The sequence below is a fragment of the Sorangium sp. So ce327 genome (genome assembly GCF_051530205.1).
GTDB lineage: Bacteria > Myxococcota_A > Polyangia > Polyangiales > Polyangiaceae > Sorangium > Sorangium cellulosum_B.
On sequence record NZ_CP150330.1, the window covers coordinates 11,948,297 to 11,971,545 of the forward strand.

At 69.9% G+C, this 23,249-nt stretch carries 15 protein-coding genes; 3 read left to right on the forward strand and 12 right to left on the reverse strand.

Features of this window, described 5'->3' with window-relative positions; translation table 11 throughout:
- Positions 1-33: 33 nt before the first annotated feature.
- From WME95_RS44890 to tssI, 6 genes are all read right to left on the reverse strand, one after another.
- On the reverse strand, positions 34-1,704 hold the full coding sequence (locus WME95_RS44890) for a hypothetical protein (protein WP_437905338.1): 1,671 nt from the start codon (positions 1,702-1,704) through the stop codon (positions 34-36).
- Between the two features lie 11 nt (positions 1,705-1,715).
- Positions 1,716-2,132 carry a PAAR domain-containing protein gene (locus WME95_RS44895; protein WP_437905339.1) on the reverse strand — a complete coding sequence of 139 codons (417 nt, stop codon included), beginning with the start codon at positions 2,130-2,132 and terminating at the stop codon, positions 1,716-1,718.
- 197 nt (positions 2,133-2,329) lie between these two features.
- Positions 2,330-3,064 (reverse strand): hypothetical protein, encoded by a 735-nt coding sequence (locus WME95_RS44900; protein ID WP_437905340.1) that lies wholly within the window; start codon positions 3,062-3,064, stop codon positions 2,330-2,332.
- 39 nt (positions 3,065-3,103) lie between these two features.
- Positions 3,104-4,438, reverse strand: coding sequence for a hypothetical protein (locus WME95_RS44905; RefSeq protein ID WP_437905341.1), 1,335 nt, complete (start codon positions 4,436-4,438; stop codon positions 3,104-3,106).
- On the reverse strand, positions 4,419-6,821 hold the full coding sequence (locus WME95_RS44910; protein ID WP_437905342.1) for a hypothetical protein: 2,403 nt from the start codon (positions 6,819-6,821) through the stop codon (positions 4,419-4,421). Before WME95_RS44910 ends, WME95_RS44905 begins: the two co-directional genes overlap by 20 nt.
- A gap of 10 nt (positions 6,822-6,831) precedes the next feature.
- Positions 6,832-9,480 carry a type VI secretion system tip protein TssI/VgrG gene (gene tssI / locus WME95_RS44915; protein WP_437905343.1) on the reverse strand — a complete coding sequence of 883 codons (2,649 nt, stop codon included), beginning with the start codon at positions 9,478-9,480 and terminating at the stop codon, positions 6,832-6,834.
- A 508-nt stretch (positions 9,481-9,988) separates the two neighbouring features.
- Here tssI and WME95_RS44920 point away from each other — a divergent pair.
- The 3 genes from WME95_RS44920 to WME95_RS44930 all read left to right on the forward strand — a co-directional run bounded on the left by WME95_RS44920 (position 9,989) and on the right by WME95_RS44930 (position 14,431).
- The gene (locus WME95_RS44920) at positions 9,989-12,502 is read left to right on the forward strand and encodes a GH25 family lysozyme (RefSeq protein ID WP_437905344.1); all 2,514 of its coding nucleotides are present in this window, start codon (positions 9,989-9,991) and stop codon (positions 12,500-12,502) included.
- A 96-nt stretch (positions 12,503-12,598) separates the two neighbouring features.
- The gene (locus WME95_RS44925; protein WP_437905345.1) at positions 12,599-13,498 is read left to right on the forward strand and encodes a M20/M25/M40 family metallo-hydrolase; all 900 of its coding nucleotides are present in this window, start codon (positions 12,599-12,601) and stop codon (positions 13,496-13,498) included.
- Positions 13,499-13,510: 12 nt separating this feature from the next.
- Positions 13,511-14,431, forward strand: a complete 921-nt coding sequence (locus WME95_RS44930; RefSeq protein ID WP_437905346.1) for an SMP-30/gluconolactonase/LRE family protein — start codon at positions 13,511-13,513, stop codon at positions 14,429-14,431.
- Here WME95_RS44930 and WME95_RS44935 read toward each other — a convergent pair whose 3' ends face one another.
- The 6 genes from WME95_RS44935 to WME95_RS44960 form a co-directional block, all read right to left on the reverse strand.
- On the reverse strand, positions 14,432-15,400 hold the full coding sequence (locus WME95_RS44935; protein ID WP_437546952.1) for an ABC transporter permease: 969 nt from the start codon (positions 15,398-15,400) through the stop codon (positions 14,432-14,434).
- A 5-nt stretch (positions 15,401-15,405) separates the two neighbouring features.
- Positions 15,406-16,461: an ABC transporter permease gene (locus tag WME95_RS44940; RefSeq protein ID WP_437546954.1), complete on the reverse strand. Its 1,056-nt coding sequence runs from the start codon at positions 16,459-16,461 to the stop codon at positions 15,406-15,408.
- Positions 16,458-18,026, reverse strand: coding sequence for a sugar ABC transporter ATP-binding protein (locus WME95_RS44945; protein ID WP_437905349.1), 1,569 nt, complete (start codon positions 18,024-18,026; stop codon positions 16,458-16,460). Before WME95_RS44945 ends, WME95_RS44940 begins: the two co-directional genes overlap by 4 nt.
- Positions 18,027-18,104: 78 nt before the next feature.
- The gene (locus tag WME95_RS44950; protein WP_437905350.1) at positions 18,105-19,346 is read right to left on the reverse strand and encodes a sugar ABC transporter substrate-binding protein; all 1,242 of its coding nucleotides are present in this window, start codon (positions 19,344-19,346) and stop codon (positions 18,105-18,107) included.
- 441 nt (positions 19,347-19,787) lie between these two features.
- Positions 19,788-21,737 (reverse strand): YjhG/YagF family D-xylonate dehydratase, encoded by a 1,950-nt coding sequence (locus WME95_RS44955; RefSeq protein ID WP_437905351.1) that lies wholly within the window; start codon positions 21,735-21,737, stop codon positions 19,788-19,790.
- Positions 21,734-23,248: an aldehyde dehydrogenase (NADP(+)) gene (locus WME95_RS44960; RefSeq protein WP_437905352.1), complete on the reverse strand. Its 1,515-nt coding sequence runs from the start codon at positions 23,246-23,248 to the stop codon at positions 21,734-21,736. Before WME95_RS44960 ends, WME95_RS44955 begins: the two co-directional genes overlap by 4 nt.
- Position 23,249: the final 1 nt, after the last annotated feature.

Below are 23,249 nucleotides of genomic sequence, written 5' to 3' on the forward strand. Positions count from 1 at the left end.
GATCGCACGAGCGTTCCTCGAGATCGAGACGGTTCACCGCGCGGGCGCACCTCGCCTGGCGAAGTGCGCGTAACAACGCTGGACCATGTCCTGCCACCTCGCGTACTCCGCCGGGGACACGCGAAGCCGCTCTTTCCAGGCCGCATCGACCACGGACCGGACCTCGCCGGAACCCAGGCCGTAGCGCTGGAAGATCGACTCGGCCATGGCGGGGGACAGGGCCAGCTCCGCGCAGAGCGCGGCATACTGCGCGAGCGGCAGGATTGTCTCCAGCGACCCTGGGAGGGGCGCCATACCGCCCTCCCCGGCCGTGCTCGACGGCGTGGAAGGCGGCGATGCCTTGGAGGTCTGGGCGGCCGCTCCGGTCACAGGGGCCGGCGAGGACGCGGTTTGCGCCAGCAGCTCACGGGGGATCGCGACGTGCAGCGACGTCTCCCGGAGGTCTGCTGCCGCGTGAGGAGCGGGCCTCGATGCCCCGAGAGCGCCTGTACGCCTCGTGGATGCTCCGGTCGTGAACGGGAGCGCGGGGCCGCGGGGAATGTCCGAGAGCGGTGCGGTTTCCGTGATCCCAGGAAGCGGGCGCTTCACCGCCATCGCCGCACCGGATTGAGGGAACCGCAGCTCCGCCACTCGCGGAATGTCGGGCACGGCGGTGGTGCCGGTGGGCGACTCCGGAGCGCGAGGAGGCTTCGGCTCGGCCGTCGCGGTCGCGAGCTCGCCTTGCACGGGCACGAAGGGGAGCACCGTGTCTCGGGGGACATCCAGCAGGGGCCCCGTGCCCTGGAGCGCCGCTGGGGTCATGGCCGACGCCGCAGGACCGACGATCGCCTCGTAGGACGGCGCGGCAGGCGCAAATGAGGCGGCGGTAGATGCTGGCGAGCGCTCGACATGGCCAGCCTCCCGCGCTCGGGCGAGGAGCAGCTCCAGCCGACGCGCGTGATGCGCCTGGAGCCGCTCGAAGTCCTTCGCCAGCGCCGCGTCACGCTGGAGCGCTGCCTGCCACCGCCGATCCAGACCGGCGCGCTGCTCCTCATCGGCCAGGCCGTGACGCCGCAGCACCCGTTCGCGTTGCTCCGGCAGCGCATCGAGCTCCGCGCAGAGCGCAGCGTACTCGGCGAGGCCCAGCCCGGGCTCGCCGAGCGGTACCGCAGCAGAGCGTTCGTCGGCAGGCCCCTTCGCCGATCCCCGCGCCCTGGCTACCCTCGACGGTCGCAGCACCCGAGGGGCGATCCGGAGCGGCCCCAGCTTCCCGGGCTTCGCGTGCAGCTCCTCGAGGAGCTCGCCGACCTTCGCGTTCGCTGCGGCGCGCCGCGCCCATCGGCGGCGGAGCCGCGCGACGTCGTTCATGCCCAGGTCGTTCTCCTGCAGCAGATCGAACGGGGCCGGGTGCGCCCCGAAGGCAGCAAGAAAGCTCGCCCAGGCGGCCTCGTCCTCCGCGAGCGGTTCGACCTGCCGATCCAGCCAGTCCTCCGCCTGCGCCAGCTCCTGCTCGTACGCCGCGAGCAGCTCCAGCTCTGCGGCCAGCCGCTGCTTCCAGGCAAGATCGGCCCGCGTGAACGTACGCGGCTTCAGCCCCTCGACCGTGAGCACGTCCGCGAGAGGGAACCCCTCCGCCACCGCCGCCCTGACGGCCGCATACTGCGCCAGCGAGATCCCTTCGCTCGCTTCCTGCGCTATCGCTGCGCGCTTCGTGGCTGCCGCCATCCTCTTGGTCCCTAGTCGCCGACCAGCACCGTCCCGGCGGCGATCACGCTCCCATTCGGGGCATCGGCCGGGTCGTTGCAGGTCAGCGCCGGATCTCCGAGGTGCGCGGCGGGCTTGTTGTTGATGAGCACCGTCTTGCTGCCCGTATGCACCCTGGCCTGGTTTGACGGAGGACGCTGGAAGGTGCCCCCTGCGGGCACATGCGCGGGCGCGTTCGTCGCGGTGCTGCCCTGGATCGCTGCTGGCTTGCCCTCGACGAGAACGTCCGCGCTCAGATCGCCGGACAGGTTCCCGCTGAACGGCATCGGCGTCGGCGTGGGCACAGGCCCTCCCGGCGACGGGACCATCAGCACATGCGTGTCGATGCCGACGATCCTGTCGCCTTGCTTCGCCGCTGGCTTTCCTGGCCTGGGGGATCGCGATCGCATGTTCCTCCGTGCTCTCCTGTGCCGGTTACCGGGGCGATGTGCCGCGCGTGTCTCCTGCTCGAGTGGACTCGATCGGACCGACGGCACTCCGGCAGCTGTCTGCGTCCTTCAGCACAGGTGAAGGCGCAGGGGGTCGTTGTTCTTCTCGGGCCATCGGGCGATGTTGCTCCTGTCGCGCGCGCGGGCGTCGATCGGCGTCAGCCGCTCCCCTCGTCACCCGGCTTCGGTGCGTCGACCCCAAGGGGTGTCTCGAGGGGCCTGCCCGTCTGCGGGTCGAACCGCTGGAGCCGCTTTCCCTCCGGTGCGCTCTGCCCGGCGGCCCGCACCTGGCCGGGCTGGAACGGCATGTCGGGTCGCGGAACGAACTCCTTGATATCGGCCGTGCCCTGGGGGATGGCCGCCCCTTCCAGTGGGCTCGGCGGGCCGCCGCGCCGGAGGGGCGCTGGTGGACCTGGCGGCGTTGCGACCCCCTCGGAGCGGGGTGGCGCCGGGGGCCGGCTGCCGTCGCTGGCGGGCCGGGCGTGCGCGCTGGCGGCCCAGGGCGAGACCTCGTCGCGTTCGGTCGGCGAGCGCGGCGAGACGAACGCCGGCCCCTGAGGGGGCGCGAGCGCCGGCGGCGCTGGAGCTGGAGGCGGCGGGGCGTGCGCCGGCGCGGTGTCCGCCGCCGCCGGGCGCTGCGACGGCCCGAGCGACGCCAGGGAGGGCCGCTTCGCCTCGAGGCTGCGCCGGGTCCGCGCGAAGGCCGAGCTGAAGCGGAGCGCCTGGATGCCCTGGTTGCGCTTCGCCGAGAGCGCGAGCTCCGCCGTGTGCTCGGCGTCGGCCCGCTCCCAGTCCGCCGGCGTGACGCCGAGGCATGCGAGCACCTCGTAGAGATCCGCGCCGCGGAAATAGACCACATGGGCCAGGACCTCGGCATACCGCTCAAGCCGCATGACACTTCCGTCCTTTCCGCTCACGTTGGCTCTCCCTCGTCACGGCCCGTCCGCGTCGGGCGGGACGGGCCTCTTCATGCGGCGCAGGTTGTCGCACGACTCTGCTCGGTAGGGGCACACCGCCGTGAAGAGCTCCACCGCCTTCTCGACGTCCTTCTGCGTCCCGCGGCCGGTCTCGTACATCTCCGCGAGCCGCTCGCAGCTCATCAGCCAACCGACGTCGCGATTGTCGATGCGGCAGCCCAGCTTCGTGACCTCGAAGAGCTTCTTGTCGACCTCGGGTCCGCTCCCCTGCTTCCGGATACGCCCCGCCATGCGATCGCACGCCAGGTCGCGGCCGTGCTGGCAGGCGGCCATGTCGAAGAAGCTCGCCTTCTCCGGGTCCTTGGGCACGCCCTTGCCGCGCTCGAACAACTCCGCCAGCTCCTCGCACCGCTTGAAGTCGCGGCTGACGGCGCACGCGCGGTAGGTGAACTCCGCCACGGCTTCCGGTCCTTGCGGTTCAAAGCCGTCCTCATCGACACAGCCCATCGCGAGCGAGCAGGCTCCCCGGCCGGCGCGGCACTCGGCCTGGGAGAACCTGCAGAGTTTGTGGCCGAGGTCCTTCGTGTAGCTCTTCCGCTCGGCCGGCGTCCTGTCCGACCAGGGGTAGCGGAGCACGGGCCAGCACGCGCCCATCTCGCCCGCGCCGCACATCGTGCGGAGCGTCATCGCCAAGGTCTCCGCGCGGGCTTTGTCTCCGCTCCGCTGGGCCGCTTCCATCAGCGTCGAGCACGCGGCGATGTGGGACGCCGCGCAGGCGTCTTCCGCGGTCTTCTGTGCGGTCTTGCCCACGGTGTCCTGAAAGATGCTCAGCTCCTTCGGATGACGGAGCACATCCAGGGCGAGGGCCAGGCAGCCCTGCTGTTCGCCGTGATCACAGGCCATCTTGTGGTGAACAGCCTCCACCAGCTCTGCCGTCGCTTTGATCGGCCAGTCGTGAACATGGTAGTACTCCACGGCGAACTGCATGCACGACTTGGTGTTCTTGCCTTTGCATGCTTTCGTATAGAGCTCATCCGCGCGTGACGCATCCTCCGCCACGCCGAAGCCGTGGAGGAATAGCCAGCCCGCAGCGCGGCACCCCTCCATGTCCCCCCGCTCGCAGCGCAGAAGGTCCGCCGAGGGATCCTCCGCCGGCGGCAAGGAGAAGAGCACGATGTCCGGAGCCTTCGCCGGCTCGAGCGGCGCAGCGCTCGGGGCCGGCGGCGGCAGCGCGACGACCTGCCGCGCATCGGAGTCCCTCGACGGCACGCTCGATCCACCGCATCCGGTCAGCAGCACCGAGAGAGCCGCCGCGACGAAGGCCGAGCCGTCAGGCAGACGCTTGAGCATCGCCGTCTCCTGTGAGCGAGGGCGCCCCGTCCAGGAACATCGAGGGCGTGAGCGCGTCGATTCGCTCCCTGGCCGCTGCCCCGGTGCCGAACCTTGGATGCCAATAGATGCCATTCCAGGCGGTCTCCTTGAGCTTGTTCTCGATCGCCTTGGGCCAGGCGGCGCTCTGTTCTGGCCCGCCTGAGCTACCTGACATGTACTTCCATCGGCATTGGAAGTGCGCCTTGCCCGCGTAGTCCGCTTGCTGCCGCCCGCTGTTCGTGATCACCACGGCGGGGAAGTAGTGCTTGTACAATATCAGGTTTGCAGGATCGCCGAGCTGATTCTTGTACTTGGGTGCGACTTCAGACATGAACATGCTCAGCGTCATCTCGCGCCCGCCGTGTGCCCACATCGACCGGGCGAGGACCCCGTGCGGCATGAAGAAGATGACCCACGGCTGCAAGTTCGTGAAGCCGGGGGTGTTCCTGATCCCCCAGAGCATCTGCGCGATGGTGTAGTTCTGCTCCAGGGAGCCGCCGTACATGCGTGCGAGCCGGCTCACGTAGAGCACGTCGTCCGGTATCATCACCGCCTTGCTGGGCCGCAGCGTCAGGACAAGGCGGAACAGGCCGATCGGACGCGCCTTCTTGATGAAGGCGGCCATCTCGCCGAGATCTTCGGGAGGAGGCGGCGTGACGCCCATGCCGCAGAAGCCGAGCATCTGCCCTGGGCCGACCTTGTTCTGTGCGCCTCCGTCGACGATGCCGACCTGCATGAACTCGACGAGCGCTCCCCGCCCCGGGCTCTCCCGGCTCTCCCCCTTGATCTTCGCCCAGAAATTGGAGCCGTTGCCGGTGTCCATGAGCTGCACGAGCGGCTTGTCCTTGTGCACCCGGAGCACGTAGTGGATATGCGAACCGTCGAGCTGCTTCTTGAGATCGATGACGATGGCCTTCGTTCTGGTGTCGAGCGCCAGCGCCTTCTGACGCTCCCATTCGGCGAGGCCTTTGTTCAGCTTCTCTTGCATCTGAGCGCGCTTTTGCTCCGCAAGCACCATCTGTCCAGCTTTCTCGAGGATCCGGATATCCCTGAGAAGCCCGGGATCTTCCTTCGGCCTGGCGAGATCCAGCTCTTGCTGGTAGTCGGGGGCCACCCTGTCTTTCTGCGAATAGGCGCTCTCGACCTGCTGCGCTCCGGGCGTCTTGCGCGCCGCGAAGTGCTTCAGGAGGACCTTTTCAGGAATGCATTCGTCCTCGTACCTGCTCAGATAGAGCGTGACCTTCTGGGCTCCGGCGTCAGGATCGAACACGAATATGGTCCCTGGCGCGAGCGGCGGCGAGAGCTGCCTGGCGCGCTCGACCGTGAGCAGGTCCTCGTACGCGACGGGCGGAGACGATGCTCCTGCATCCGGCCCCGCGCTCGCCTTGTCCGTAGCAGCGGAATGGAGGGTGTACCAGCGCCCGCCCTGCGGGGGCGGCTCATCGGCGGGGGCCGCAGGCTTTCCTGAGAAGATGGCGAAGCTTCCAGTCGCGAACTGGGCTGCGTAGCCGATGCTGTCCAGGTGCTCGATGCGAAAGCCACGCGTCAGCGCTCCGTAGGTCGCAAGGTGCTGGCAGGCGACGACGATCGGCACGGCCGGATCATCGTTCTTCTGCTCTTTCCAACGAGGCGCCATGGGGTCCTCGAGCAGCCTGCCGTCCTTCATCGGGCCCACGACCGGCGCCTCCTCGTCTTTGACCCGCAGCGAGTCGTCGGGGGGCCCTGAGCCGTCGGGGGGGCTCGATGCTTCTCCCTGCGGCTGAGCGGTCTCCAGGTCGTCGCGAATCGGTTCTGGTGTCAGCCAGGACTCGATGTTGTAATGCCCATACGTGACCTTGTACCTCTTCGACTCCCGCGTGAGCGTGCTCCGGTACCGCCGCTGGATCCGGCTGAAGATGTACGTCTCCCAGTTCTCCGAAACGGGGAACCCCGCCACGCCCTTCCTCGTCCCCATGTCGTAGGAGCCTCCGAGGTTGCCATACGTGGCGCCGAAGAGGATCTCCGTGACCGCCTGGGCCCATTGCTCCTCCTTGGGGTCGGCGCACCAGTTCATCAGCGGCCCGGCCTGCGTGAGCCACACCTGATCCATGGGAAAAACTCGGATCCGCTGGTCGATCCACGCGAGCACATCGCCGATGGTCTCCGGCCGGGAGAGCGCGCCCTCCGGCACCTCGTGGCTCACCGGTCGTACCCCGTCGTCGCCGAACACGGTGCCGTCCGGCGCCCCCGCGGCCATGTCGTTGATCGCGACCGTCAGCCGCGGCGGCTCGTCCCCGTAGGGGTACGCCTCGGAGAGCTTCGTCAGGAAATCCCCAGCCGGCGCCTGCGCCGGCCCACCACCGCCCTGGTTCCCGTCCGCCATCTCGATCTCCTCAGCTGCCGTGTACTCGCGCGAGCTCGCTCGCCGTCTGCGCGTCGAGCTCCCCTGTTTCTCCGAGCTCGTGATCCTTCTGGAACCACGCGAGCGCCGCCCGGAACCCCTTGTCCGCCGGAGGATTCTCCTTGATCGCCCCCTCATAGTAGCCGAGGTTCTTCAGCCGTCGCAGCGCCCCTTCCACCGTCGTCGCCTCGGGCAGCGCGGCGACGCGCACGGTCCACTTCTTCCTTGGGCCCGTCGGGTACTTCCCTGGCCACATCGTGATCTCGACGAGCTGCGCCGTCTCCGGGATCTCCACCGCGATCGCCCCGTCCACGTCCGTCTCGCCCTCGAACAGCCGGCCCTCGGCGACGAGCTGGTAGCGCTTGCCCGCGTACGGCTCAAGCTCCTCGTCCGTGAGCTGCACCTTGAACGGCTTCGTCCTCGCCTCGTCCTCGTCGCCGCCGGGCGGCGGTTCGTCGCGCGAGCAGTTCAGCTTCACCAGCTTGCCCCACAGCGCGGCGTCCTCGTCGAGCTCCAGGGCCGCGTCGGTGGAGAACATGCGGATCTTCTTGGCGGCGAGCTCCGCCTCTTCCCCGAGCGACAGGGTCGGTCCCTTGCCCGCCAGCGAAAGCGCCTGTGTGCCGGCGATCTCCACCCGGCCGGCCATGATCCGGATCCCCTCCGGGCTGATCTCGAGGGAGCTCTCGCCCGCGGAGAGGGTGAGGCTCCCCTGCGTCATGAGGCGCAGCGACTTCGAGCCGCCGAGCACCAGCGAGCCCGAGACGTTGATCTGCGCCGCGCCCGCGTCGTCGCCCGTGCCGACGTCGATGCTGTACTCGCCCGTGACGCGGAGGATGGACGGACCCTCGACGGTGAGCTCCGAGCCGCCGAGGAGGCTCGTCTTGTCGATCCCCTCGACACGCAGCGCGCGGCTCCCGAGCACGTGCTCCTCGCTCTCGCCGAAGACGCGGACACTCCTCCGGCCCTCGACCTCGAGGTCGTCGTCGCGACGAACCTTCGTGAGCCGATCGCCGGTGTCGAGCGCGTCGCGGCTGGCCACCATGACAGAGCGGTCGCCGCCGACACCGACCCGCTGATCGGTCCCGACGCGGACGTCGAGCTCGCGCTCGGCGCGCAGGTGGACGAGCTCGCCGCCCTTCCGGTCCTCGAAGCTGAGCTCGTTGTGGCCGCCGCCGGTGGGGCTGCTCCGCGTCTTCACGCCGCTCCGGGTCCTGGCCTCCGGGAGCTGGAACGGCGCGCGGTTCACCGCGTTGGCGACACAGCCGGTGACGATCGGGCGATCGACGTCGCCGCCGAGGAACGAGACGACCACCTCCATGCCGACGCGCGGGACGAACTGGGTGCCGAAGCCGCGCCCCGCCCAGAGCTCGGCGTGGCGGATCCAGCACGAGCTCCGGTCGTCCCCCTGGCCCTCGCGGTCCCAGTGAAACTGGACCTTGATGCGCCCGAAGGCGTCGGTATGCACCTCCTCGCCCGGCGGGCCCACGACGGTCGCGGTCTCGACGACCTGCTGGATGCGCCGCGGCGCGGGGCGCGGCCTTACGCAAACCGTGTCCGGCGCGCAGGCGAAGCGGGCGCGGTAGGTGGGCGAAGCGCCCGAGACCTGCGGCGCCTCACCCTCGTGGTCGACGCGCGTCACGACCCAGCCCCGGTCGTACGCCGCCACGTCGTGCTCTTCCAGGAAGAAGCGGTGGCCGGGCACGAGCCGCCGGCACGCGCTCTCCCCGCGGGCGACAACGGCCTTCCGGCGCAGCTGTTCCAGCCGGATCGCGGCGTCCTCGCGAGCGACCTCCACCTTCTCGTAGTCGCCATGGTGCTCGTAGTGTTCGTACCGGCCGTCGTCCGCACCGCCGCCGCCGTCGAGCTGTGCCGTCCTCGCCGACGAGGAGGGGTGAAACAGCGGACGTTCGAAGTCGTAGTCGCGGACGACGGCTGACGTCGGCCGGACGGAGCGCTCCGCGACGAACCGCTGGACGTGGTCCTCGCCGGGCGTGAGGGCGCCGGTCCCTGCCGGCGCGCTCCTGTGAAGGAGCCGCGGGGCGCCGGGGATCGGCGGATAGATGCTCGCGTCGTCGCCGATCACCATCCGCTCGGCGCCTTCGCCGGGGTCGTGCTCGAAATAGTAGAAGAGGCCTTCCTCCGCGAGGAGGCGCGTCACGAAGTCGCGGTCGGTCTCGCGGTACTGCACGCAATAGGCGCGCTTCGGAGCTGCGCGGACCCGCGCGAAGCGGCGGGGGATGCGCCATTCCTCCAGGACGAGGTCGACGATCTCGTCGACGGTCCTGTCCTGGAAGATGCGGCTCGCGCGGCGCCTGCCGAGCAGCGACAGGCGCGAGGCGAGACGGAGCCGGTACGCGCTCCGGCCGTCGTCGAGCGCGGCGCTCCATGCCACGTGGGTGCAGACGCCATGAAAGACGCGGAGCGGAGCGCCCTCGCCCTGCAGCGCGAGATGCATCGGCTGCTCGAGGATCTGCGGCTCGAAGGCTGCCGGATCGGCGAACGACACGGCAACGTCGATGTCGACCCGGTAGCCGCGCGAGATGGACTCGCGACCGCGAAACGCGAGCACTGTGAGGTCTCGGGCTGCGAGAGAGCCAGCGCGAAGCTCGAAGGTGGATGGATGAGGCGCCCCGTTCGACATGGAGCGATCCCTATATCACGACCGAGAGTCGTTCTCCCGGCGCTCAGCATCTTTCTCACGCGCCTGCCTCCAGCGGCAGACCGCATCGGCGAAGGTGAGGGATGAAACAAGTTCTCATTACGAGAGATTTGTTCTGTGTCTCGACTCCAACAGTCCCGGTGTGACGTCATCGGTGGGTTTCGGCTTGCGCCTTATCGTGAACTCAAGAGGTGCTGCGATGAGACGACAGTGGACCTCTCCGATGAGTGATAGAGGCCAGAAGAAGAACGGCGGAAGCCTCCGCGCTGAACGCCGCCTCCCTGTCGTCGCCACAGCCATGATGACCGCACGGACGGATGCTCCGCGGCGTCGACCTTGCTCGACGGACACCCCGCCCTGCGATAGCAATTGAACTACCCCGGGGGATCACATCGCCCGGGCGGCGCGACATGAGCGTGAGGGCGCGCACGCAGGGCACGGCTCTCGGGCACGAGGCTGCGCTCTGCGCGTGCGGGGGAGGTGAGAGCCTATGTTGAGCGGAGCTGATGTTTCGGTCCACCAGGGAAGTATCCAGTGGGACGCGTTCGCCTCACGGCTCGATTTCGTCTTCATCCGGGCGACGTTCGGGACGGAGGGGGTCGACAGGAAGTTCGCGACCAACCGGGCCGAGGCCGCGCGCTGCGGGCTCCTCCGAGGGTACTATCACTATGCGTTGCCGCGCCTCGACGCGGCCGAGCAGGCGCAGAAGCTCTGCAGCGCGGTCGGCGACCTCGAGCCCGGGGAGCTCGACATCGTGCTCGATCTCGAGGAGACGCAGCACGCGGGCAACAGCGGCCATGTCTGGACGTCGCAGGACACCCTGGCTCTTCAGGTGTGGACCCGCCGCTTCGTCCAGGAGGTGAAGTCGCGCTACCCGGGCCGCTCGGTCATCCTCTATACCCGCCACGACTTCTGGCGCGATCACCTCGGCGGCAGCTCCGAGTTCGTCGACTGCCCGCTCTGGATCGCGAACTATACCTATGGCCTCGACTCGGTGCGGGCGAGGCCGCCGGCCAACCCGAAGGAATGGGCGGACTGGGCGCACAGGAAGCCGCTCAGGGCCTGGGACCCCTGGTCTGCGTGGTCGTTCTGGCAGATCACCGCCAAGGCCGTGATGCCGGGCGTCCGGACCAACACCGTGGACGCCAACCTGTTCAATGGAACGGTGAGCGATCTGCGGCGCCTCGCCCGGCTCGAGGCCGGGTCCGTGACGTCTGAGACGTCTGAGCCGCTGCCTACGGCCGACGCGCTCTGCCAGAAGCTGCTCTCGCAAGCGGATGACAGATACATCTTCGGGCACGAGGTGCGCCTGACCGATCCCAACCCCTCCGCATTCGATTGCTCCGAGCTCATCGAGTGGGGCTGCGCCCAGCTCGCCGTCGAGCCTGCGATGCCTGACGGCTCCTGGATGCAGGCGCGCCACGTGAAGGCGGCGCGGCTGCTCATGCCGGTGGACACGGCGATCGCGACCCGCGGCGCCCTCCTGTTCCGCTTCTCGACAGACCCGTTCACGGGCGGGCGCCCCGAGCACGCCCACGTGGCCATGAGCCTGGGCGACGGCCGCACCATCGAGGCGCGCGACACCGCGCACGGCGTCGGCGTGTTCCCGGCGCTGGACCGCGGCTGGACGCACGCGGGCCGGATCCCGGGCCTCGACTACGGCGCCGCGCCGCCCGGCGGCGGGCTCGCGCGCGGCGCCAAGGGGCCCGAGGTGAAGGCCTGGCAACAGCACCTGTTGATGTGGCGTGCCGGGCTCTTGCCGCAGTCCGGCGCGGACGGCGACTTCGGCGAGGAGACCGAGGCGGCCACGCGGATCTTCCAGCAGGAGATGGGGTTGCCCGTGACCGGCGCGGTCGGGCCCGAGACGCGCGACGCCATGCAGCGCGCGCTGCCGCGCCCGCCCTGCGCGCTCGAGCTGCCGCGCGCGCTGGGCCGCGCGCTCCTGGGCATCGTCGGCCAGGGGGCGGCCGCGGGAGGCGCGGCGCGCGCGGCGGGGCCGCAGGCAGAGGTCCAGGGAGCGGCGAGCGGGTCGACGGCGATGGCGACCCCGGGCCACGACGCGGCCGGCGTTCGCAGCTACACGTTCGCGCAGAGCGGCTTCCGGTTCACGGTGACCGCCACCCCCGAGCCGGTCGCGGCGGCTCGGGCGAACGACGCCGGGGGCGCCGTGGCGTTCTTCGCGTCGAGCCAGGCGCAGCCCGGGTCCGCGCGTCTGGCGCCCGTGTTCGACGGGACGGGCCTCGACTGGCTGCCGCCGCGCGATCCGGGCGCGCTCACCGGCACGAGGTTCTACGAGCAGGTCCGGGGCCTGTCGCTCGCGGCGCGGGAAGAGCTCTTCCTCCAGGAGGTGCTGCGGGGGAACGTGCCCAGCTTCCTGCGCCGCTTCCATCGCGTCACGGTCGAGGCGCCCGACGGAAAGCGGGGCGTCGCGTACGTGTGCGCCGACTACCTGGCGATCGGCCCGGACACCGATTTCCTGCGCATGCCGCTCACCGGCGTCACCGCCCAGCGCGTCGCGGATGCGTGCGGCTGCGTGCTGCCGACGAAGAAGCTCGTGAAGGACATTTATGCCGCCTCGCGGAAGCAGACGGCCATCCCGTTCGATCCCGAGGACGGCACCAAGGTGGAGCGCTTTCGTGACCACCACCTGGCCATCGAGCAGCACCGGGTCGGCGAGCTCGGCGAGCTGCTCGCCGGACACAAGAAGGACGTCGTGGTGACCAACCGGCTGCACCACCACGCGCGCCGGCTGGCGATCTTCGGCTTCTACAAGGCGGACGGCAAGCCGTGGCAGCCGCTGGACACGTCGCTCCGGCGGCGGCTGCCGCACGAGGACACCTACGCCGACTACAGCCACGGGGTGCGGCTGATCGGCGGCCTGATGGCCCTCGGGTCGGATCAGCGCTGCGTGGCCGACGTCCTGCTCGACCCGGCGCTGTGCGGCCTCGTGAGCGACGAGGGGATCATCAGCGTTCCGAGGTACGAAGTGCACCCGCTCGGGTGACCGTTGCGGTCGTTTTGCCGCGGCCGAACAGCGGGGAAGGGTGAGGGGAGGGGTAGGGCTCGGCTACACTCCGCCGGTAGCAGGAGGAGCCCCGCGATGGAGCTGAGACGCACGAAGGCCATGGGCGATCACGGCAGCCTCATCGACGCGCTCGCGTCGGTCAGCGAGGCGGAGCTGCTCGACGCGATCGTCGCGCTCGCGAGGCCGCGGCACATGTTCCGCCAGCGCGCGGAGAACCGCCGCGCGGCGCAGTACGTCGCCGCCGCGCTGGAGGAGCGGGGCTACGCCGTCGAGATCGAGGGCGAGCTCGGGAACGTTGTCGCGACGCCCCGGGACCCGGGCGATCGCCCGATGATCCTCGTCGGGGCGCACTACGACAGCGTGCCCGACACGCCCGGCGCCGACGACAACGCGAGCGGGATCGCCGCGATGCTCGCCTGCGCGAGGGCGCTCTCGCGCTTCGAGCCGGCCCCGCCGGTGGGCTTCGTGGCCTGGAACGGCGAGGAGGACGGGCTGCTCGGCAGCGTCGAGTTCGTGGCGCGCCGTCGATCGCAGGGCGGGGCGCCGATCGCCGCCGTGCACGTGCTGGAGATGGTCGGCTACGCGAGCCACGAGCCGGGATCCCAGCGGATGCCGGTCCCGGTCGCCGGGGCGCCGGACGTCGGCGACTTCATCGGGCTGCTCACGAACCACCGGTCGAACCACCTCGTGGAGCTCGCCGCGAAGCAGGCAGAGGCGCTGGTCCCCGAGCTGCCGGTCGTGGGCCTCAAGGTCTACCTCGGCCTCGAAGAGTGGCTCCCCGTGCTCCACCGGAGCGATCACTCGCCGTTCTGGAAGGCGAAGATCCCCGCCATGCTGTGGACCGACACGGCGGAGTTCCGCAACCCGAACTACCATCGCCCGACGGACACCCCAGAGACGCTCGACTATGGCTTCATGCGCCGCGTGACGCAGCTCGTCCTCGCGACGGTGACGCGGCAGGTCCGGACCGGCTAGAAGGAGAACCCGATGGTCATCGAGCTGACCCCGAGCTTCCAGGTAATCGACGCGCGCTTCCGCAAGCTCGCGTTCCCGCACGTGCACGTCGAGAAGCTGTACACGGGCTGCCGCTGGGCGGAGGGGCCGGCGTGGTTCCCGGCGGGGCGCTACCTCGTCTGGTCGGACATCCCGAACGACCGCATGATGCGCTGGGACGAGACCGACGGCTCGGTCTCGGTGTTCCGCCAGCCCGCGATGAACTCCAACGGCCACGCGGTCGACCTGCAGGGCCGCCTCGTGTCCTGCGAGCACCGCGGCCGCTGCATCTCGCGCACCGAGCACGACGGCTCGCGCACGGTGCTCGCGTCGCACTTCGAGGGAAAGCGGCTGAACTCGCCGAACGACGTGATCGTGAAGTCCGACGGCAGCGTCTGGTTCAGCGACCCGAGCTACGGCATCGACAGCGACTACGAAGGCGACGCGTCGCCGAGCGAGCAGGGCGCGCAGCGCGTCTACCGCCTCGACCCGGCCTCGGGTGCGCTGACGGTCGCCGCGGACGACTTCGTGCAGCCCAACGGCCTCGCCTTCTCGCCGGACGAGTCGCTGCTGTACATCGCCGACACCGGCGCGACGCACGTGAAGGACGGCCCGCACCACGTGCGCAAGTTCCGCGTCGACGCGAAGGGCACGCTGACCGGCGGCGAGGTGTTCGCGACCTGCCCCGTCGGCTTATACGACGGCTTCCGCGTCGACGTGCACGGCAACCTGTGGCTGTCGGCCGGCGACGGCGTGCACTGCCACGCGAGCGACGGCGCGCTCCTCGGAAAGGTGCTGATCCCGGAGACCGTGTCCAACGTCTGCTTCGGCGGCGCCAAGCGCAACCGCCTGTTCATCTGCGGCACGACCTCGCTGTACTCTGTCTACCTGAACACCCGCGGCGCCGGGCGCTAGTCATCGCCCCTCCTGATGCTGTCGGCCGTAGACGAGCAGCATGGCGATGATCACGGCGCCGTAGATGATCTGGCGGCCGGCCTCGGGCATCTGCAGCACGCTGAGCATGCTCTGGAGCAGCACGATGAGGATGGTGCCGAGGACGGTGCCGAGGTACGTCCCGCGCCCGCCCATGATGTTGGTCCCGCCGATCACCACCGCGGCGATGGCCGGCATGAGGTAATCGTTGCCCATGGCCTGGTAGGCCTTGTGCGAGAAACCTGCGAGCAGCATCCCGGTCATGGCGGAGCACACGCCGCACATCACGAACGCGCCGATCAGCACCAGGTGCGTTCTGACGCCCGAGAGGTAGACGGCCTGCTCCTGGTTGCCCACGGCATAGATGTAGCGGCCGAGCGCGGTCCTCTTCAGAACGAACGTGGCGACGCCGCCGACCAGGATCCAGACGAACAGCGAGTTCGGGATGGAGAGCGTCTTGCCCACGGCCAGGACCTCCATCCACGCCGGTGCCTCGCTGCGCGGAGCGAAGCCGCCCGTGTAGAGCACCATCAGCCCCTGAAGCACGGTGTTCGTGCCCAGCGTGAAGATCATCGAGGGCACGCGCAGGTAGGCCACGCCGAGCCCGTTCAAGAGACCCGCGGCGGCGCCGACGGCCAGGCCGCAGGGCAACGCGGCCCAGCCGCCCATCCCCGCGGCCAGCATGGCGCTCGAGGTGAGCACCCACGGCAGCGAGAGATCGATGTGACCGAGCAGGATCACGATCATCATGCCCGTGGCGGCCACGCCCAGGAAGGCCGCGATCTGCAGCTGTTGCAGGATGTAATACGGGCTCAGGAAGCTCAGCGTGCCCTGGGTGACCAGCGTGCCGATCGAGCCGCACACGAGGACGACGCCGATCGACAGCAGCGCGTACCAGGTCGGCTTGTCGATCTCGCCGAGTCGGCTCTTGAGGGAGAGGGGCTGTTGCATCGAGCTCACCTGAAGACGTGCAGCCGGTTCTTGACGCGGATGACCCAGAGCGCGCCGAGGCAGACGGCCGCGAGCAGGATGAGGCCCTCGAACAGCGGCTGGTAGAGCGGGTTGGCGAGGAGGCCCAGCGCCGAGCCCTCGTCGAAGACGCGGAAGTTGAAGGCGACGGAGCGGAGCACCAGCGCGCCGAAGAGCGATCCGATGGCGCCGCCGATCCCCCCGTACAACGAGGTGCCCCCGATCACGACGCTGGCGATGGAGTTCAGCGTGTAGGAGCCGGCTTGCGGGATGTCGGCGTTGCCCGACGTCGTTTGCAGCGCGAGGTAGAGGCCGCCGACGCTGGCGAAGAACCCCGACAGCGTGTACGCGGCCAGCTTGACGCGCTTGATGCGGACGCCCGACATGTACGCCGCCTCCTGCGACGCGCCGACGGCATAAGCGCCGAGGCCGTAGCGGGTGCGGCGGTAGTAGGCCCAGAGCAGCGCGAGCAGCGCCATCCAGATCGCGGGCGACGGGATCTGGCCGACGAAGCCGAGCGCGCCGTCGAGGGGGGCGGCGCCCGCGACCTGCAGCAGCTCGTTGAGATCGAAGGTGGCGGCGAACGCCAGATCGCCGTCGACCTGGCCGCCGGGCGTCGGTCTCAGGAACAGCGCGACGCCGAGGAAGATCGTGCCCGAGGCCAGGGTGGCGATGATCGGTTGCAGGCGGCCATAGACCACGAGGCAGCCGTTGAGCAGGCCCGCCGCCATGCCCACGGCCAGGCACAGCAGGATGCCCAGGAACATCGTGAGCGCGCTGCCCGCAAGGACGTGCGAGGCCACGCAGTTGACGAGCGTGATCACCGCGCCCACCGACAGATCCAGGCCGCCGGTCAGCACGGGGATCGTCTGGGCCATGGCCGCCGCCACCAGCACGAACGACTCGTTGGCGTTCTGCCCGATCAGCGGCGCGCTGAAGCCCTTGGGATGCGACAGCGAGTAGAGCCCGTAGAACAAGATGCACAGACCGACGGCCACGAGCAGGCCCTGGTTCTGGCGCAGGCGGAGCTTCCAGTCCTTCATCGTGCCTCCGATGGCGCGCGTTCGTCTCCGCGCTTCGCGGGCTCAGGCCCGCCGCGCAGACCGAGGGCCAGGTCCAGGATGTTCTTTTCGGTGATGTCGGGCCCCACGAGCTCGCCCTGCACGCGGTTCCGGTAAAGGATGAGCACGCGATCACAGCAGCCGATCAGCTCGTCGTAGTCCGTGCTGTAGAAGAGGATGGACGTGCCGGCGTCCGCCAGCTCGCGGAGCAGCTGGTAGATCTCCTGCTTCGTGCCGACGTCGATGCCGCGGGTGGGATCGTTGAGCATCAGCAGCCGCGGCTCCGTCATGAGCCACTTGGCCAGCACGACCTTCTGCTGGTTGCCCCCGGACAGCGACGACACCGGGTGGTCGGGCGAGCCGATCTTGATCTGGATGCGGCGCACCATCTCGTCGACGCGCGCGGCCTCGCGCCGGCGGTCGAGCACCACGCCGCTCGTGAACCTGTCGAGCGACGCCAGCGACAGGTTCGTGGCGATGGACATCGGCAACATCAGGCCTTCGGTCTTCCTGTCCTCCGGCACGAGGGCGATGCCGTGCGCGCGGTCCTTGGCCTGGCGCGGGCTCGCCAGCTTGACCGGCTTGCCGTCGATCTTGATCTCGCCGCGCACATCCCTGAGCACGCCGAACAAGCCGAGGAGCAGCTCGCGCTGGCCCTGGCCGTCGAGCCCGCCGATGCCGAGGATCTCGCCCTTGCCGAGCTTGAACGACACGTCCTCGAGCTGCCGCTCCCAGCTCAGGCCGCTCACCTCGAGCAGCGTCGCCGGGAAGCTGCGGGCCGCCGGCTTCGGCGGGAAGACGTGGCCCATGTCACGGCCGATCATGAGCTCCACGATCTGGTCGTCGCTGCGCTGGCCCTTCGCGAAGGTCTCGATGTGCCGACCGTTGCGGAAGACCGACATCACATCCGCGAGCTCCTTGATCTCGTGCATGCGGTGCGAGATGTAGAGCATGCCGACGCCTTGAGCCTTGAGCTCGGCCAGGAGCTCGTAGACCTTCTTGACGTCGGTGTTGGTCAGCGCGGAGGTGGCCTCGTCCAGGATCAGCAGCCGCGGGTCCTTGCCGAGCGCCTTCGCGATCTCGACCATCTGGCGGCGCGAGAGCGGCAGGTCGCTCACCCAGGCGTTCGGGTTCACGCCCTCGCAGCCGACGCGCGCCAGGAGCTCCTCGGCCCTGCGGACCTGCGCCTTCCGATCGAAGAGCCCCAGGCGGTTCGTCGGCATGGTGATGCCGATGTTCTCGGCCACGGTCAGCGTCGGCATCAGGGACAGCTCCTGAAAGACGCAGACGATGCCGGCGGCGTTCGCCTCGATCGGGTGGTCGAACCGGACCGGCTTGCCCTGGAGCAAGAGCTCCCCGGCGCTCGGCTTGACCACGCCGCCGATGATCTTGATGAGGGTGCTCTTGCCCGCGCCGTTCTCGCCGAGGATGGCGTGCACCTTCCCCGGCTCACAGGCGAAGTCGACGCCGCTCAGGGCGGTGACCCCGCCATAGTGCTTGGAGACGGCCCGGAGCTCGAGAAGCGGAGGGCTCACCGGTTCGATCATGATGCTGGGGCGCTACTTCACGTCTGCTTGACGCTGACTCGACGTTGGCTCGACGTTGGCTCGACGTTTACTGGACGTCTACTTCACGTCGGATTCCGACTCGTTCATGATCTTCACGCCCGAGATGTTGACCCCGCAGGGCGGGAACTCGTTGGGCGTGAAGAAGTTGTCGGAGAGCTGGGAGAAGAAGCTCTCGCCGTCCTTCAGCGTCGTGTGATCGGCGGCGGGGATCGGCACGGAGATCATCTGCGGCATCACCTTGCCTTGCAGGCCCTCGAGCGCCGCCTTCATCGCGATGGCCGCGAGCCCCGGCGACTGGCCGAGCGACAGGCCCTTCATGCCCTTTTCGTGGTGCTTCGCGATCAGCTTGCGCACGCCGTTCTCGGCCTCCGTGGCGACCGGGATCGGCTTATGTCCGGCGTCGAGCAGCGCGCGGACGGCGCCCGTCGAGCCGCCCTGCGCGAAGAGCGCGTCGAACTGGCGGTGCACGGCCAGCGCGTCGGCCACCGCCTTCTGCGCCTTGCCGTCGTCCCAGCTGCCCACCACCTCGACGATGGTGTAGCTCTTCCCCGGCGCTTCCATGACCTCGCGGAAGCCGAGGTGGCGGTCGCGATCGACGGAGTTGCCCTGCAGGCCGCGGACCTCGAGCACCTTGCCCTTCCCGCCGAGCTGCTTGTCGAGGAACTCGCCCCACTGGCGCCCCATCGCCAGCTGGTCCTCGTTGACCTGCATCACCTTGTCCGTGTCGAGCACGTTGTCGAACGGAACCAGGATGACGTCCTTCTTGTCAGCGAGCCGGATCACGCGATCGAAGCCGTCGGGGCTGACGGCCAGCGTGACGATGCCGTCGAAGCCCTGGTTGATGAAGTCCTCGATCGCGCCGAGCTGGGCCGCGACGTCGGTGCCTGTCGACACCACCTTGAACTCCTTGATCAGCGGCGCGATGGCCGGATCCTTGGCGAAGGCCTTGGCCGTCTTGACCATCTGGATGCGCCAGGCGTTCCCGACGTAGCCGTTGACGAGCGCGAGGCGGAACGGCGGCTTTCGCGCCGTCCACTGCAGATACTTGGTGTCCTGCTTCCACGGCGCGAAGCACTCCGGGTTGAAGCCGGGCCCCGGCACGACCTTGGGCCCCTGCCCGCTCGGCGCCTGCGCGGCCGCGACGCTCGGCGCCTGCGCGGCCGCGGCGCTGGCGGAGCCCCCTGCGGCCGGAGCGCTGTCGGGCTTGTCTTTGCAAGCAGACAGACCAGCGAGACCCCAGAGCCCGAGCGCACAGCTCAACACCGCCGCTGCGCGCCGCGCCGATCCACGTGACTTCAACTGGCCAATCGACATCGTGCCGCTACCTTTCGAGCAAAGAGACGTGGTCGGATGGAGACCTCTGCGGCCCATCCCACGTCGTCACGTTCTCGCCCTCACGAAAGACGAGGGCAATGTCTGCGTGCCGCCGTATCGCTCACGGCAAAAACACTGGGGTACAACGATTCGTATCTGGCGAGCGACGGTGTCGCGCGTCATCCCCGGGACACCACGCGGGTTTCGCGGGCGCCCTCACAATTCAATGACGTGATCGTCGACGCTCGTGGGGCCTACCACGACAGATCTTCTGGTTTCGGCGCTTAGGAAATCCAAACGCGATCCGGAAGTCAAGCTTCTCGTTGTGATCGTTCACATCGTACAGCCACGCTGCACGCGATGGCTGAATGATGGAACCTCACGTGATCCGCCTTTCTTCTGGAAAAATAACGCACCATCAAAAGCTCATGTGCCAGAGGAGCCCCGCTCCGCGGCGATGGCGCGACCGAGGAGCCCGATGATGCGCTCCGCATCATAGACGCAACCACCCCAGCTGCCGCCGCTGGCATCCTGAAGCGCAGCCCACAACCGCGTATCCGGGTTGACCCGGCCGTCCGGTTGAAGGGCTGGATTGGGCGAACGGGCGGCGAGACCGCCTGCATCGACGCCCACGACGTCCACCGTCCCCTCCAGCCTGCGCGTGTCGATCCGCAGCCGGATGCGGTCGCCGTCGCGCACGCGGCCGATCGGTCCACCCGCCCACGCCTCCGGGCTGACGTGGCCGATGCACGCCCCGGTGGAGACGCCGGAGAAACGACCGTCCGTGACCAGGGCGATACGGTGCCCGTCCTTCACGTGCTTGAGGGCAGAGGTGATCTGGTACGTCTCCGGCATCCCGATACCGGGGCCGATGCCGATCAGCACCATCACGTCACCCGGCTGCACGGCGCCCGTCTTGATCGCCTCGATCGCCGCGTCCTCGCTGCCGAACACGCGCGCGGGCCCTTCGTGAAGATAAACGCCGTCCGGCCCGATCACCTGGGGAGCGATCGCGGTGCTCTTCACGAGCGCTCCCTCGGGCGTGAGGTTGCCGCGCAGGAAGGTCACCGTGCTGGTGAGGCCGCGCTCGCGTGCCTTCCCGGCGGACATGATCACGTCGTCCGGGTCGATGCCGTCCAGCTGCCGCAGCTTGTCGCGCAGGCGCCGGCGCCGCTCGCTGCGCTCCCACCACTCGAGGTTCTCGCCCAGGGTCAGGCCGCTGACGGTGCGCGCGCCGAGCCGCAGCAGCCCGAGCTCGCGCAGGTGGAGCATGACCTCCGGGACGCCTCCCGCGAGGAAGACCTGAACGGTGGCGTGGTGTTTCGGCCCGTTGGGCAGCACGTCCACGAGCCGCGGAACGAGGGCGTTGACGCGCGCCCAGTCGTCCACCGTGGGGCGCCGGAGCCCGGCCGCGTGGGCGATCGCCGGCACATGGAGCACCAGGTTGGTCGACCCGCCGACGGCGGCATGCAGCACCATGGCGTTGTGGACCGAGTCGTCGGTGACGATGTCCCGCGTGGTCACGCCGCGTCGCTCGAGGGCCATGAGCGCGTGCGCGGAGCGGCGGGCGAGGTCGCGCCAGATCTCGGCGCCCGACGGGCTGAGCGCGCCGTGCGGGAGGGCGAGGCCGAGCGCCTCCGCCACCACCTGGCTCGTCGCGGCCGTGCCCATGAACTGGCAGCCGCCGCCGGGGGAACCGCAGGCGCGGCAGCCCATCTCGGCGGCGTAATCGAGGCTCACCTCCCCGCGCGCATAACGCGCCGCGAGCGTCTGGACCTTGGCGGTGTCCTCGGCCTCCTCCGCGAGGAGCGTGACGCCTCCCGGCACGATCACCGTGGGGAGGTCGGGGGTGCCGGCGAGCGCCATCAGCATGGCCGGCAGGCCCTTGTCGCAGGTGGCGACGCCGAGCACGCCCCGGCGGGTGGGCAGCGAGCGGATCAGCCGTCGAAAGACGATGGCGGCGTCGTTGCGGTAAGCGAGGCTGTCGAGCATGCCGACGGTGCCATTCGTCCGCCCGTCGCACGGATCGCTGACATAGCCGGCGAACGGGATGGCCCCGCCGGCGGTGAAGGTGCGGGCTGCCTCCTCCATGAGCAGCCCCACCTCCCAGTGCCCCGTGTGGTACCCGAGCGCGATCGGCGTGCCGTCGGGCGCGCGGATCCCGCCCTGCGTGCTGAGCACGAGGAACTGCTTCCCGTTCAGGCGCGCGGGATTCCACCCCATCCCGGCGTTCTGGGTCCAGCCGAACAGCTCGCCGCTCGACATGGCGCGCAGCTGCTCGGCCCCGAGCGGGAGGCGCCCCGACGGTCCGGGCGCGGTCGTGCGCAGGGTGTAGATCGCCTCGCTGCCGGACTCGAATACCGGGTCGTGGCTCATGCGCGGGGGGCGCCAGGTGCGATGGCGTCGCGGGTGGCCCGGCCGTCGACGAGGCGCGATATCCCGAGCGGATTCTCGTCGCGGAGCTCCGGCGGGAGCAGCGCGGGTGGACACGACTGGTAGCAAACGGGGCGCGCGAAGCGGAGGATGGCCGCGGTGCCAACCGACGTGAAGCGCACGTCGCTGCTCGCTGGATACGGCCCGCCGTGGTGCATGGCGGGCGACACCTCCACGCCGGTGGGGTAGCCGTCGAAGACGAGGCGGCCCGCGACCCGGCCCAGGACATCGACGAGGTCCTGGGCGGCGGCGAGGTCGTCGGCGGTCCCGTGAAGCGTGGCGGTGAGCTGGCCGTCGAGCGCGCCGAGGAGCTGGAGCAGCTCGCCGCGGCTCGAAGCGGTGACGAGCAGCGTGTACGGCCCGAAGATCTCGTGCGCGAGGTGCGGCTCCCGCGCGAAGTCGGCGGCGGAGACGCGAGCGACGCGCGCGCCGGCGTCGGTCAGCCACTCCACGCCTCTCAGCTCCCGCACGGAGCGGTCGAACGACGCCTGGATACCGGCGTGCAGCATCACCCCGGGCGTGACGGCGCGGGCCCGGTCGGCGACCGACCGCGCGAACGCATCCCACTCGGGGGAGGCCAGCCCCAGGACGAGGCCGGGCTTTGTGCAGAACTGGCCGACGCCGAGCGTGCACGAGGTGATGAGCCCCTCGGCGATCGCGTCGCGGCGCTCGCGCAGCGCGCCGGGCAGCACGACGAGCGGGTTGATGCTGCTCATCTCGGCAAAGACGGGGATGGGCCGCGGGCGGGCCGCGGCGGCGTCACAGAGGGCGCGGCCCGCGCGGGTGGACCCGGTGAAGCCCACCGCCTGGATGGCCTCGTGGCGCACCAGCGCGAGCGAGACCTCGGGCGAGGCGCCGTGCGCCATGCCGAACACGCCCGCGGGCAGGCCCGCCTTCTGCACGGCCGAGCGCAGGGCCGAGGCCGCGAGCTCGGAGGTACCCGGGTGCGCCGGGTGGGCCTTGACCACGACCGGGTTGCCCGCGGCGAGGGCGGAGGCGGTGTCGCCGCCGGCGACGGAGAACGCGAGGGGGAAATTGCTCGCGCCGAAGACGGCGACCGGGCCGAGCGGCCGCAGCATGCGGCGCACGTCGGGGCGCGGGAGCGGCTTGCGGTCTGGCAGCGCGGGATCGATCCGGGCGTCGACCCAGGAGCCCTCGCGCGCGACGGCGGCGAAGAGGCGCAGCTGGCCGGTGGTGCGGGCGCGTTCGCCTTCGAGGCGGGCGACGGGCAGCCCGGTTTCCCGGTGCGCGGTCTGGATCAGGGGGTCGCCGAGCGCCATGATCTCGTCGGCGGCGGTCTCCAGGAGCCGGGCGCGCAGCTCCGGCGCGAGGCCGGCGAAGGCCGGCGCCGCAGCGACGGCGGCGCGGGCGGCGGCGTCGATCTCGGCGGCGGTGGCGTCACGGTAGGCGCCGAGTTTTTCGCCAGTGGCGGCGTTGTGGGCGAGAAATTCCATG